Origin of the sequence: Cytobacillus firmus (genome assembly GCF_023657595.1) — a bacterium.
GTDB classification, from domain to species: Bacteria; Bacillota; Bacilli; order Bacillales; family Cytobacillaceae; genus Cytobacillus; species Cytobacillus firmus_B.
In genome coordinates this window covers 3,646,048-3,659,250 of record NZ_CP098323.1, presented here as the reverse complement: position 1 = coordinate 3,659,250, position 13,203 = coordinate 3,646,048, and the positions used below count along the sequence as shown (strand labels likewise).

The 13,203-nt window shown below is 41.0% G+C and carries 15 protein-coding genes; 11 read left to right on the top strand and 4 right to left on the bottom strand.

Annotation, left to right across the window (positions count from 1 at the left end):
* The first annotated feature begins 15 nt into the window (after positions 1 to 15).
* The 9 genes from NAF01_RS18560 to NAF01_RS18520 all read left to right on the top strand — a co-directional run bounded on the left by NAF01_RS18560 (position 16) and on the right by NAF01_RS18520 (position 9,178).
* Positions 16 to 966: an L-lactate dehydrogenase gene (locus NAF01_RS18560; protein ID WP_222497757.1), complete on the top strand. Its 951-nt coding sequence runs from the start codon at positions 16 to 18 to the stop codon at positions 964 to 966.
* A 352-nt stretch (positions 967 to 1,318) separates the two neighbouring features.
* Positions 1,319 to 1,522, top strand: a complete 204-nt coding sequence (locus NAF01_RS18555; RefSeq protein ID WP_163143425.1) for a hypothetical protein — start codon at positions 1,319 to 1,321, stop codon at positions 1,520 to 1,522.
* Positions 1,523 to 1,656: 134 nt separating this feature from the next.
* A complete protein-coding gene (locus tag NAF01_RS18550; protein WP_250800955.1) occupies positions 1,657 to 3,177 on the top strand; it encodes a rhomboid family intramembrane serine protease in 1,521 nt (506 codons plus the stop codon).
* 135 nt (positions 3,178 to 3,312) lie between these two features.
* Complete coding sequence (locus NAF01_RS18545; protein WP_396021331.1) at positions 3,313 to 4,800, top strand: spore germination protein; 1,488 nt, start codon at positions 3,313 to 3,315, stop codon at positions 4,798 to 4,800.
* Between the two features lie 125 nt (positions 4,801 to 4,925).
* The gene (locus tag NAF01_RS18540; RefSeq protein ID WP_048008273.1) at positions 4,926 to 5,126 is read left to right on the top strand and encodes a YqgQ family protein; all 201 of its coding nucleotides are present in this window, start codon (positions 4,926 to 4,928) and stop codon (positions 5,124 to 5,126) included.
* Positions 5,127 to 5,145: 19 nt separating this feature from the next.
* Positions 5,146 to 6,108, top strand: a complete 963-nt coding sequence (locus NAF01_RS18535) for an ROK family glucokinase (protein ID WP_163143416.1) — start codon at positions 5,146 to 5,148, stop codon at positions 6,106 to 6,108.
* Between the two features lie 168 nt (positions 6,109 to 6,276).
* The gene (locus NAF01_RS18530; RefSeq protein WP_250800954.1) at positions 6,277 to 7,464 is read left to right on the top strand and encodes a M14 family metallopeptidase; all 1,188 of its coding nucleotides are present in this window, start codon (positions 6,277 to 6,279) and stop codon (positions 7,462 to 7,464) included.
* Between the two features lie 226 nt (positions 7,465 to 7,690).
* A complete protein-coding gene (locus NAF01_RS18525; RefSeq protein WP_250800953.1) occupies positions 7,691 to 8,839 on the top strand; it encodes a YqgU-like beta propeller domain-containing protein in 1,149 nt (382 codons plus the stop codon).
* 24 nt (positions 8,840 to 8,863) lie between these two features.
* Positions 8,864 to 9,178: an MTH1187 family thiamine-binding protein gene (locus tag NAF01_RS18520; protein ID WP_163143410.1), complete on the top strand. Its 315-nt coding sequence runs from the start codon at positions 8,864 to 8,866 to the stop codon at positions 9,176 to 9,178.
* Positions 9,179 to 9,242: 64 nt separating this feature from the next.
* Here the strand turns inward: NAF01_RS18520 and NAF01_RS18515 are convergent, their stop codons facing one another.
* Entirely contained in the window at positions 9,243 to 9,416 is a 174-nt protein-coding gene (locus tag NAF01_RS18515) for a DUF2759 domain-containing protein (RefSeq protein ID WP_048008269.1), read from the bottom strand.
* Between the two features lie 125 nt (positions 9,417 to 9,541).
* Positions 9,542 to 10,021: a hypothetical protein gene (locus NAF01_RS18510; RefSeq protein ID WP_197247500.1), complete on the bottom strand. Its 480-nt coding sequence runs from the start codon at positions 10,019 to 10,021 to the stop codon at positions 9,542 to 9,544.
* 87 nt (positions 10,022 to 10,108) lie between these two features.
* Between NAF01_RS18510 and NAF01_RS18505 the strand changes: the two genes are divergently transcribed.
* Positions 10,109 to 10,744 carry an MBL fold metallo-hydrolase gene (locus NAF01_RS18505; protein ID WP_197247501.1) on the top strand — a complete coding sequence of 212 codons (636 nt, stop codon included), beginning with the start codon at positions 10,109 to 10,111 and terminating at the stop codon, positions 10,742 to 10,744.
* A 204-nt stretch (positions 10,745 to 10,948) separates the two neighbouring features.
* Positions 10,949 to 12,019, top strand: a complete 1,071-nt coding sequence (locus NAF01_RS18500) for a class I SAM-dependent methyltransferase (protein ID WP_197247803.1) — start codon at positions 10,949 to 10,951, stop codon at positions 12,017 to 12,019.
* 34 nt (positions 12,020 to 12,053) lie between these two features.
* Here the strand turns inward: NAF01_RS18500 and NAF01_RS18495 are convergent, their stop codons facing one another.
* Together NAF01_RS18495 and NAF01_RS18490 are read right to left on the bottom strand one after the other, a co-directional pair.
* Positions 12,054 to 12,299, bottom strand: a complete 246-nt coding sequence (locus NAF01_RS18495) for a DUF2626 domain-containing protein (RefSeq protein WP_009332938.1) — start codon at positions 12,297 to 12,299, stop codon at positions 12,054 to 12,056.
* A gap of 153 nt (positions 12,300 to 12,452) precedes the next feature.
* Positions 12,453 to 13,151 (bottom strand): helix-turn-helix transcriptional regulator, encoded by a 699-nt coding sequence (locus NAF01_RS18490; protein ID WP_226618332.1) that lies wholly within the window; start codon positions 13,149 to 13,151, stop codon positions 12,453 to 12,455.
* Between the last annotated feature and the right edge of the window lie 52 nt (positions 13,152 to 13,203).

The following is a 13,203-nucleotide window of genomic DNA, read 5'->3' as shown; positions in this document are numbered from 1 at the left end:
TAAAGGGGAGTTATTATGAAAAATCGGGTAAACAGAGTGGTGCTGATCGGAACTGGATTCGTTGGATCAAGCTATGCGTTTGCACTATTAAATCAAGGTGTTACAGAAGAAGTGGTGCTGATTGATTTAAATAAGGATAAATCTGAAGGAGATGCCATGGACTTGAATCACGGCATGCCCTTTGCCCCTTCCCCAACATCGATCTGGTTTGGAGATTATTCCGATTGCAAAGATGCTGATTTGATTGTCATTACTGCAGGAGCGAATCAAAAACCCGGTGAGACCCGCCTGGATCTTGTAGAAAAAAATTCTAAAATCTTTAAAGGAATAGTTGAGCATGTCATGAACAGCGGTTTTGATGGCATTTTTCTGGTTGCGACAAATCCAGTGGATATTCTCACGTATGCTGTCTGGAAATACTCCGGGCTTCCAAAAGAAAGAGTAATTGGATCCGGAACGATATTGGATACGGCCAGATTCAGATTTCTGCTGGGTGAATATTTCAAGGTCGATACGAGAAATGTTCATGCTTATATAATTGGTGAACACGGAGATACTGAATTGCCTGTATGGAGCCATGCCGATATTGCAGGGAAAAGCATTGAAGACTGGATGAAGAAAGAAGAGAACTATAGGCAGGAAGATCTTAACGGGTTATTCCTTAATGTCAGAGATGCAGCTTATCATATTATCGAGCGAAAAGGTGCGACTTATTATGGAATAGCCATGGGTCTGGTCAGACTGACGAAAGCCATCCTTCAGAACGAAAATTCCGTCCTTACGGTGTCAGCTTATTTAGATGGTGAATATGGTCATGAGGATGTTTATATTGGGGTGCCTGCTATAGTCAATAGAAATGGCATTCGTGATATTGTTGAACTTCACCTAAACACCGAAGAGAAGAATCAGTTTACCCATTCAGTTAATGTTCTCAAGAAAACGATGGAACCAATATTGAAGGATTAATCAGCTTGTATCAATGGTGAAATTTATCGCAGTCTAACGGGCAGTAAGACCCCCACTTCAAGACTCAGAGGAATCAAAGGAGGATAAGTGGGGGTCAAACTGCTCGTAAAGGCCCGATTGGTGAGATACAGTGAAACTTGCCGACGCGCAGGCAGAGGCTTAGTTGAACCAATCGGGTTCGTAGTGTCGATTGATCGAAGCGCTAGCGGAGATCTTAGCGACACTAGAACGCGACTAACAATCAGTGGGGGATAAGGAAAACCCCCACTGATTGAAGTTTCACTTTATTTTACTATAGAGAATGGATAAAAATTATTCCCTCTTCTCACAATAAGGAAGAGGAGGGAATTCAATGTCTCGATTACTATCTATTTTTATGATTGGGCTGGGTACTTATTTTGCCTATCATAACCGTTATCGATTGATTAATGTTATGTTTGGGAATGTTTTTCTGCGGAAGCTGCTGGTTACTTCAGTCATGAGTTTTCCGCTTATCCGCGACAGGATGATGAGCTCTGTTTTCTCTTCAGGGCCATCAGAAGGGCGGCAATCTTGAAGTAAAAAGACCGTAATAGGTCTTTTTATTTTGCCGATATGTAAAGGTGCTTTTTCTTTTACAAAAGGTTTCTTTTTTGCCTATAGTTAAATAAAGTATAGTAATTATGCAACATATAGAGAGTGGGGGAAGAATTGGCTGTTCAAGAGGATTATGTATTTTGGAAACTTGCGGATTATTTCATATCTGACCACGGGTACAGAATGATTCAGTTATCTGGAGATCAGGATGAATTATGGCTTGAAAGGATGGAGGATAAAAACATAAAGGCAATCAGGCTCTTAAAATATGACCTTGACTGGAGCAATTGGATGCAGCGGGATATTGAAGTGACGGCCGAAAAAGCTGAATCGGTCAGGAAGCAGCTTGGAAAAAGGGAAATGCCGGTTTTAAATATCTATGTTTCTGCGTATCTGCCTGTTGATGACTATGAATTCCGCATCACAGACCCCTTCATGCCTGAAAATGGGAAAGCGTCTGTTCAAAGCATGATCATTGAATCCGGCAAACCGGAAAGCCTGCATGCGGTTGAAGAAATTTTCGAAAAACCGTTAACCCTTCCGTCCGGAAATTATACGGAAATGGATGCCGATGCCCTGAAGCATACTGCTCTTTCTAAAGCGGTAAAAACAGCAAAAAAAGAAAAGGAAATGTTCAATTTTGGGAAGCCTTTTTTCACGTATATATTTATGGTTATTCAAGTTGCTGTTTTTTTACTTTTGGAAGCAATGGGCGGCAGTACAGATACCTCGACGTTAATTAAGTATGGGGCTAAATTTAATCCATTAATTCTAGATGGGGAATGGTGGAGATTTTTAACCCCGATTGTCCTTCATATTGGATTGCTTCATTTACTAATGAATACACTTGCCTTATTTTATCTTGGAACCACAGTGGAACGTGTGTATGGAAATTTAAGATTCCTATTTATCTATTTGGCTGCTGGATTTGGCGGAACATTAGCCAGTTTTGTTTTTAGCCCTGCACTTTCAGCAGGGGCCAGCGGTGCTATTTTTGGCTGCTTTGGGGCACTTTTATATTTTGGGCTCATTTATCCAGGCCTTTTCTTCCGGACTATGGGTTTTAATATACTTGTTGTATTAGGAATCAACCTTGCATTTGGATTTACCATCCCGGGAATTGATAATGCCGGACATATAGGAGGGCTGATTGGCGGATTTCTTGCTACTGGCATTGTGCATTTTCCCAAGAAGAAAAAGCCATTGCTTCAGCTGCTGTTTTTAGCTGGAACATTCTGTCTGGCAGCCGGCTTGATGAAGTATGGATTCAATGAACCGGGAAGACTATTAAATGAACAAACAGCTATGGTAATGGCCGAGGAACATATCAATGGTGAAGAGTTTGAAAAGGCTCGTTTAATGCTTGCTGATTTTATTGAAGAAGGGAATGCTTCACCGGAAGTCTATTTTCTATTATCATATACTGAAATAAAAGTGGGGAGATTAAAAGAAGCAGAAGAGCACCTGCTTTATGTAATTAAGGGAGATGCTTCTTTTCATGAAGCACATTATAATCTTGCACTAATTTATTTAGAAGAAAAGCAGCCGGAAAAAGCAAGAAATCATGCACAAAAGGCCGCTGATCTTCAGCCGGATCAGGAGGAGTATCAAAAGCTGTTAAATCAAATAGAATAATGCTGACAGAATTTTCAGCTTACTTCCTGGGAAATAACAGCTGAATTTCCCTGCGAATTTTTATGAATCATGCCATTCATTGGTATGATTTTTTTTTTGCATGTCAATGATGTTGAATAGTATGCAAGGAAAAGAATGGAACAGAATGCTGAGGTGGGGATTTTGGAGAAAGCGAGAAGAGAGCCTGTAAAGGTTTCTCTAAAAGATAATATTGAGTATCTTAGAGATGCTCTTGGTGTTGAAAAAAGCTTTGATGTGATTCAGCTTGATGTTGAATATGCAGAAAGGGAAATGGCTTTATATCTGGTAGACGGCTTTGTAAAAGATGACATTCTGCACTATCTGATGAAAATGCTTGCCGGCCTGGATGCAGCCCAGCTGGAAGGAGATACACTATCCAGACTGATAAAAACGTATATACCATACGTTGAAGTTGAAACAACTGATGACCTGGATAAAGTGGTGGATATGGTGCTGGCAGGGCCGACTGCTCTAGTCGTGGATGGTATCGATGAAGTAATTCTCATTGATGCACGTACATATCCGGTAAGAGGCCCTCAGGAGCCTGATATTGAACGTGTTGTCCGCGGCTCAAGGGATGGGTTTGTAGAAACACTCGTTTTTAATACAGCTTTAACGAGGAGAAGAATTAGGGACAGAACACTGCGCATGGAATATATGCAGGTGGGCAGACGTTCCAAGACAGATATTGTTGTCAGTTATATTGAAGACATTGCAGATCCGGATATGGTGAAGAAAATAAAGGAGTCTATCTCTAAAATTGATACTGATGGATTGCCGATGGCCGAAAAATCAATAGAGGAATTCATTTCAGGCCGCCATTGGAATCCGTATCCCATGGTAAGGTATACCGAAAGGCCTGATACGGCAGCAACCCACCTTTATGAAGGCCACGTCTGCATCATCGTCGATGGTTCGCCAAGTGTTATCATAACACCTACAACCTTCTGGCATCACCTGCAGCATGCTGAAGAGTACAGGAATAAGCCGCTTGTAGGCGCTTATTTGCGATTTGTCCGATTTTTAGCTGTATGGGCTTCCATTTTCCTTTTGCCATTATGGTATTTATTTGCGATAGAGCCGCAGCTGCTTCCTGATGCATTATCCTATATCGGGCCCAATGACACGGGAGAGCTGCCATTAGTCGTTCAGTTCCTGATGATAGAGCTTGGTCTTGATATGCTTAGGATGGCTGCAATCCATACACCTTCCGCCCTGGCCACTGCATTGGGACTCGTGGCGGCCCTGATGATTGGTCAGGTAGCAGTTGAAGTGGGTTTGTTTATAAATGAAGTCATTCTTTATTTAGCGATAGCGGCAATTGGTACATTTTCAACCCCAAGCTATGAAATGAGCCTGGCAAACAGGCTGATAAGAATCGGTCTGCTGATATCAACCAGTATTTTTCATACCTACGGCTATGTAGTTGGCATCCTGCTGATGATTATCATGCTTGCCAGAATGAAGTCTTTTGGAGTGCCCTATTTATGGCCGTTCATCCCTTTTAATCTGAGAGCATTCAGGGATGTATTGCTAAGGTCACCAATACCATTGAAGAACAGGCGGCCGCGTTTCCTGCATCCAAAGGATCCGGACCGCTGATCTAAATCCCTTCCTGCTGGAAGGGATTTTTTATATATTCTAGGCGCTTCTCTGTCTTGAGAAGGGGGGGATTTTAGATTATACTTTAATGTGGTATAAACTTATCAATAAGGCAGAGGTACAGAATGAAAACCATTTATGATATACAGCAGTTTCTAAAGAAATACGGAACTATCATCTACATAGGGGATCGGGAAGCTGATTTGGAGCTTATGGCTGCTGAATTAACAGAGCTATATGACTCCCAGCTTATTGATGTAAAAGATTATCAGAGCAGCATCTTGATCCTGCGGACGGAAATTCAGAATCTTAAAGAGAATAAATAGAAAGAAAAGGTGATGGAGTTTGGCAGAAAAATGGCTGGTAGGGGTAGATTTAGGCGGAACAACAACAAAGCTTGCTTTTATTAACTACTATGGGGAAATAATTCATAAATGGGAAATTCCCACGGATAATAGTGAAGAAGGAAAAAATATTACTATAAATATAGCTAAAGCCATCGACCATAAGTTAGATGAATTGGATTTAAGCAAGGATAAAATTATCGGCATTGGCATGGGGGCGCCGGGTCCAGTAAATCTGGCAACAGGAGTTGTATATAACACTGTTAATTTAGGCTGGAAAGATAATTACCCGCTGAAGGATCTGCTTGAAGTGGAAACATCACTTCCAGTCATTATTGATAATGATGCTAACTGTGCTGCCCTTGGGGAAATGTGGAAGGGTGCCGGAAATGGTGCTAAAGATCTGGTCTGTGTAACACTTGGAACAGGTGTCGGCGGAGGCGTAATTGCCAACGGAGATATTGTGCAGGGAGTCAGCGGAGCTGCAGGTGAAATAGGCCATATTACGTCCATTCCTGTTGGCGGGGCACAGTGTAATTGCGGCAAAACTGGCTGCCTTGAAACAATTGCATCTGCTACAGGCATTGTCCGGCAGGCTCTGGAAAGCCTGGAATCTGGCGGAGAAGGGGCTCTATCTCAATTGTACAAGGCCAACGGGTTTATTACCGCAAAAGATGTTTTTGATTCTGCAAGGAATGGGGATGAAACATCACTTCTGACAGTCAATAATACAGCTATGCACCTTGGCTTGGCACTGGCAAATATTGCGAATACGTTAAATCCTGAGAAAATAGTATTGGGCGGTGGAGTTTCCAGAGCAGGAGATATACTGCTTAAGCCGGTTATTGCAAATTTCATTAAATTTGCGTTTCCAGGAGTGAAGGAGTCAACAGTCATTGATATTGCGACATTGGGCAATGATGCTGGAGTAATTGGTGCAGCCTGGCTGGCAAAAAATAAGTAAACTGAGAGAAAAGTACCTGATGTGCAGGTGCTTTTTCTTTTTCTCCAAAATTGAGAGTTTAGACAAGAATCCCTGGTTACATACCAGCTGCTCATTTTTACAAAGTTGTACAGTCATCTTTTTTTTCTTTTTCTCATAAAATTGAAATGATGGAAAGGGGGAGAAAAGATGAAAGTCAAAGTCCGCTCAGGAGATTCCTTATGGTATTACAGTCAGCTCTTTATGATGCCAGTCAATCTCATTGCTGATGCTAATCCCGGGATTAATCCTGAATCACTAAAAATAGGCCAGGAAATTAACATTCCCGGCTTTACATTACTAAATTATACGGTTAAGTCAGGTGACACCTTTTGGAAGCTGAGTTCTTCACGCAACCTCTCTGTGGATGCTCTTCTCCTGGTCAATCAATCCCTTAATCCGAACAGCCTGATCCCTGGTACAGCTATAAAACTGCCGAGGCGCGTCATTTCCCCAATTGTATCAGGCAGGAGGAATTATGATTATAAAGCATTAACAGCTGATATCTCCATGCTGGCAGATATTTATCCGTTTATAAAAGTAAATACAATTGGCCAGAGTGTTCTTGGAAAGCCGATTCAGGAAATACGGTTGGGAAAAGGGAATAAGAAAGTGCAAATCAATGCCTCTTTTCATGCGAATGAATGGATTACGACCCCTATATTAATGGCTTTGTTGAACACTTATCTTTTATCCATTACAAATGTCCGGCCGATAAGAGGAGTTTCAACAATGCCTTTGTATAATTCGGTTGACCTTTCCGTAGTGCCAATGGTGAACCCTGACGGGGTTGACCTGGTTTTGAATGGGCCTCCAGCGGAAGTCAGGGAGGAAGTTATTTCAATAAATAGGGGCAGCACTGATTTCACAGGCTGGAAGGCTAATATTAGAGGGGTTGATTTAAATAATCAGTTTCCTGCCAAATGGGACTTTGAGAAACAGAGAAGTGAACAAAGCAGCCCGGCACCAAGAGATTATCTTGGCGAAGCCCCGTTAACGGAACCGGAAGCCATAGCGATGGCGGAACTGGCAAGAGATAATCAATTCGATCGGATGCTGGCCTTCCATACACAAGGTGCAGAGTTTTATTGGGGATTTGAGGGAATGGAGCCTCCGGAATCGGAGGTAATCGCGCAAGAGTTCGAGCGTGTCAGCGGATATAGGGCAGTCCAGTACATTGATAGCTTTGCCGGTTATAAGGATTGGTTTATACAGGATTTCCGGATGCCGGGATTCACAATTGAATTGGGAAGAGGCATTAATCCGCTGCCCCTGTCACAGTATGATGATATTTATGAAGAGGTGCTCGGCATTTTTCTTGCATCGCTTTATATGTGAAAAAATTATCTTTATAATTGATTCTGTATTGTATTTTAATCAAGCAGACATTAAAATTACTATCATACTAACATCACTATGCCAATAGTTCTATGGAAACCAGCCGCTTTTCCAAAATGAAGACGGAAAAACGGCTTTTTCCTATTAAGCTTATTAATTCTACTTTTATTGAAACATTTTCATGCAATTTACGTACTTATATTTAGGGAGAAAAGGAGGTGCGGATTTGGTAAACATTTCAGATCAAAGGAAGTTTCTTTTATTATCTTTTATTCTGCTGGTTTCCTTATTTTTAATAACCGGCTGCGTACAGCCTGAAAAAACTGAGATAGAGCAGAATAAGGATCAGGAAAAAGAAGCTTCTGAACCTTCCGCACCACCTGATGAAGCCGGAAACAAGAGCATTAAGACTATTCGGATAAAAGAAGGGGAATTTCAGGGAGCAAATGGCTGGCTCAACAATGATCAAATTGTTTACACTGTAAATGATGGCGCAGCTTCCAGGATTTATGCTTATAGCCTGTTTTCAGGTGAACAAGAGCTTCTCTATGAAAGTTCACACCCGATTGCGTCTGTAACGGTAAGCCCAGCCGGCAAATACATACTGATTCGATCATCACCTGGAACTTATGAAGCAGCCTTAACGGTTATGAAATCAAATGGAAAAGTTGTCTGGGAGGAAAATGTTACTGGCTTTGATTTTGCTGTTGAGTGGAACCCTTATCATGAAGAGTCTATATTAATTGCTTCATTTACTGAAGACTGGGATTTCACACCTTACCATATAGATATCGCAAAAGGGACATTAGCAGAATTAAATTTAAGGGAGCCTTTTGCTAAATGGGGGGATTCAAATCATCTTATTTTCCTTGATTGGGACAGTGAAAACCCGTCACTTTTCGCACCGCTCGTTAAGCAATCTATTGCTGGAAATAATGAAATCCTCGTTGAGGAAGACATTTTTCAATTCGATGCTGCCAGGGACAGGCTAATGACCATTACTGTGCCCGCGGATCAATCAGACCAAGCTCTGTATACTTTTATGGATAATGATTTTAAAGAGCTGGCTTCATTTTCAATACCCCATTTGACAAGGTTTTCAGATTGGCTGGTGCCGTACTATGACTGGACTCCCCGGGGAATCATTACTTTTCAGCCATTGTACAGCGCTGAGAGTGATATGTATGCTGGGGGATTTCAGCTTATATCCGTTGAAAGTGAAACCGGTGATAAGGAAGTGCTTTTCGAAGATATGGAAAACGCGCCGCTTAGCTGTTCACCCAACGGGAAAGCCTGTTTAACAGGATTCTATCTTGAGGAACTGATCATGACCGACAGAAAAGAGGTCATCCCGTTAGTTGGACAAAACGAGTAATCAAACAGGCAAAGGAGCAGAGATATGGCAATTGCAGATGTTACAGTCATTCCAATTGGAACGGAAACACCAAGTGTCAGCAGTTATGTGGCTGACATTCAGCGTGTATTACAAAAGTACGAGGAAAGCGGCACAATCCGATTTCAGCTGACACCCATGAGTACCATTATTGAAGGGGAGCTTCCTGATTTGTTTGAAGTTATTCAGGCAATGCATGAAGTCCCTTTTGAAAAAGGCTTAATGAGAGTGGCGACAAATATCCGCATTGATGACAGAAGAGATGTTAAGAGGAAAATGGAAGAAAAGGTCCAAAGAGTTGAAAGCCGGCTAAATGTCTAAAATAAAAGGGCTCCCACTGAGGGAAGCCCTTTTATTTCTTAAGGTAAAGCATGATGTGTTTTTCTTAGTGAACAGCAGGATATCCACTGTTAATTAAGGTCATTACAGAGAACCATCCGAAAACGGCAAGTGTTCCTACAGCAAAAACCAAGCCAAGGAAGTTCTTGTTTTTCAGTGCACTAAATGCACCAAATGCTGCAAGAACTGCGACTAATGCAAAAATGATTGGTAGTCCCATTAAAACAGCCCCCTTTATTTCGTGATCAGCAGGCAAAAGCCATATCAAAATCATTCTTCAGGTTATATACCCATTATGTAAAACCCAAGTATATACATTCGTCCTTTATTTTATATTTTTTTCTTCTATTTGTCGAGGTCTAAAAATGACACTTGTATGTCATATGCTTCAGCAATGCCGATTATTAAATCCTTTAGATGAAATTCTGTAAAATAAACTGCCGGCATTGTATCTTCTTTTGCCGTAAAGACTAGATGCTCCTGAAATTGATAGACAGCCATCCGGATATCTTCCATATTGCCCCCGGTTATAGTAAAGGCGCTAAGGAGCTCAGTGAACAAGCAAACTCCGCTTTCTGTTTCAATCGCAAAGTCTTCAAAAGTTTCTCCCTTTACACCCGATTTTATGTAATAGAGCTTAAAAAATTCTTCAAAAAGTCCGGCATCGACCAGGACGCTTTTGGTAAATTCCGCATGAGTCCTCTCTTCAAACAGAAAGATGCTCTGCTGAAAATCGAACAGTTCAGTATTATTTTTTATTAAGTTCATGAATTCAGGCACATCTTGAATAATATAGCCGGCTTCAACGCCATATAGGATTTTCATCTTATACTCCTTTTGCAGATATAAGGCATTCCATTCTGATATAGTGTAAAATAATAGACAAATAAATCAACTATGGAGGTGTAGGCAATGGAATGGAATCAGATCCCTCTTGGCCCATTGCAAACAAACTGTTATGTCCTTTCGAATGAAAACAAAGATTGTTTAATCTTTGATCCGGGTGAAGAGAGCGGAAAACTGAGCGGCATTATCGAACAAAAAGGACTGAAACCTCTTGCTGTCATACTTACTCATGCCCATTTTGATCATATTGGCGCTGTAGACGAAATAAGAGATGCATTTTCTATCCCAGTATACATACATGAAAAAGAAGCAGCGTGGCTTCCGGATCCAGCCTTAAATGGTTCTCACCTATTTAAAATAGGCAAGCTGATAAAAGCAAGGCCTGCCGACCATATTATAACAGCTGAACAAGAGTTGAGCATAGGTGAATTTACCTTTAACATTCTGGAGACACCAGGCCATTCTCCAGGGAGTGTTTCTCTGTATTTTAGAGATGCTGGTCTTGTGGTGGCCGGTGACGCGCTGTTCAGCGGAAGCATCGGACGCACAGATCTGCCGGGCGGCAATCATCAGCAGCTCCTTGAAAGTATACATAATAAGCTTTTGTCAATGCCTGAAGATACAGAAGTGCTTCCTGGACACGGACCGGTTACGACAATTGGCCGGGAAATGGATTCAAATCCATTTCTGAATGGATTCTGATTGGAAAATAGAAAAGCCCTTCTCCAATGAGAAGGGCTTTTCTGGGGGATGTTTTATTCATATAAAATGGGAGGGGATATAGTTAAGCTACTACATTAACAATATAACAGGGAAAACACTATGTCAATAGTGAAAACAGTGTCCAAAACAATAAAAATGGCTGTTTCCAGAAATCCAGATTTTTCAATCGAAAAGGGAGTTTATATGCTGAATTTACTAATAAATTATATAGAAAATACTCCTCAAAAAATGATCAGCTATGCTGACTATATCCAGCAGGCCCTTTATCATTCCGAATATGGATACTATATGAAAGATGATGAAAAAATTGGGCCGGGGGGAGATTTTATTACAACCAGCAATGTTTCTGATATATATGGTAGGACCATATCAAAATGGTTTCATCAATTGGCAGGGAAAAATAAGCTGCCTTTTCAGGTCTGTGAAATAGGGGGCGGAAATGGACGCTTTGCAAAAGCTTTCCTTGATGAGTGGAATCTTAATTCTGATGAAGAGATTCATTATTATATCTTTGAAACAAGCCCCTATCACAGGAAGCTGCAGCAGGATCAGATAATATTTTCCGAACATATCAGACAAATAGATAGCTGGAACGAGATTTCTCCATTTTGCGGCCTGATTTTTTCAAATGAGCTGTTCGATGCCTTGCCTGTACATGTGGTTGAAAAAACAAATGATCAATTGACTGAAATTATGGTAACCGTAAAAGACGGAAAGCTTGCAGAACAAGCTGTACCATTAGCAAATAGAGATATTTCCTTATACCTTGAAGAAAGCGGTTTGTCACTTAGTGAAGGCCAAAGAATTGAAATCCCTCTGCAAATGGAGCAGATGATCAAGAGTATCTCTGCTGCTCTGAATAAAGGGTTTGTTCTGACTGCCGATTATGGCTATACAGATGAGGAATGGCAGGAACCGATTAGAAGGGATGGAAGTCTCAGAGGTTATTACAAGCATTCTTTAATTCCTAATGTACTCGAGCACCCTGGCGAGATGGATATAACCAGCCATATTCATTTTGATTCCCTGATCCGATTGGGAGAGAAAGAAGGGCTGAATTTTCATTTTATGATGAGACAGGATGAATTCCTGCTGTCTGCAGGCATTTTACAGGAGCTTGAAAATCATTATGATCCTAATCCGTTTTCTCCTGTCAGCAAAAGAAACAGGGCAATAAGAAGTCTGATAACGCCTTCAGGCATGAGTGCAGCATTTCACCTGATCCTGCAGGGGAAAAAAATAGGTGGAAAATAAAAAAGCGATGATTTCATCGCTTTTTTATCGGCTATTAGTGGCCGCCGGCACCAGGTGTCATCATAAATGTTGACCAGTAAGTGAAGCCTACGAAGAAAACAGTTAAGTATGCTCCAAAAACATAAATATACATACGTTCGGAAAGCTTTAAGTAGCTTAAAAGCAGGAAAAATCCTGTTTGGCCGAAGAAAATAAGGGACGTTGTATACATATCGCCAAGGTAGAACATAACAGCGAAAATTCCCGTCCAGAATCCTAATACTCTGTACATACGATCCATATGTATCCCTCCTTTTACCCTTACAAGTCCATCACTACAATATTATAAAGTAAATGCTTATTAAAAGTAAATAATGGTTTCTAAATAGTCCAGAAAAGGGCAGGAAAAAAAGCTTAGCAAGGTCTTTTTTTCGCCATTTTTCTGCGGATGCCTTTAATTTCCAACAATTGCTTTGTATGCGCACGAATCACAGCCAGTGAGCATATTCTGCTTTTCCACCAGTTGAATGGAATCAAACAGACTTTCAAACATCCCCTTTAAAAATTCATAATGCATATTGCAGACTGGTTCAGCATGCCGGGCTGCAACCTCTTTAAATGGGCAATTATAAATTTGGAAATAGACGATGGTCTTTTCCTCATTTGCATCAAATTCAGGGTGAAAACCTGACAAATCGGCAGCATGCTTTAAGATGTTTAATTTCTGTTCAAAAGTAAGCTGATCTGTGTTTCCATACCGTTTAAGCTCTTGCCCGATCAGTTCACTGCCAAACTTCTTCCCTGTTGCATACAGTGCTTTTCGTCCTTCTTCACCTAAGTCAAGCATTGTTTCCATGGCTATTTTGGCCAGCAGCTGATAATCCCTGTAAGGGAAATGCAGCTGAACAACATCATCAGACAACCGATATAACCGGCTGGGCCTTCCGCCTTTGCCCGTTTTTTTTGTTTCAGAAACAAGCATATTTACATCTTCAAGCTTGGATAAATGCAGCCTTGCAACATTGGGATGGATGCTGAAATTATCTGCAATCTCCTGCACAGTAACATCTTTATGCCGTTTAGTAATGTATTGATAAATATAATAGCGGGTTGGATCGGATAACACATTTGTTATTTTTAATGTTTGCTCCATTTATTGTCACCTCAAAAGGGTTATTTATTCCCGAGGTCATCAGCTGTCACTT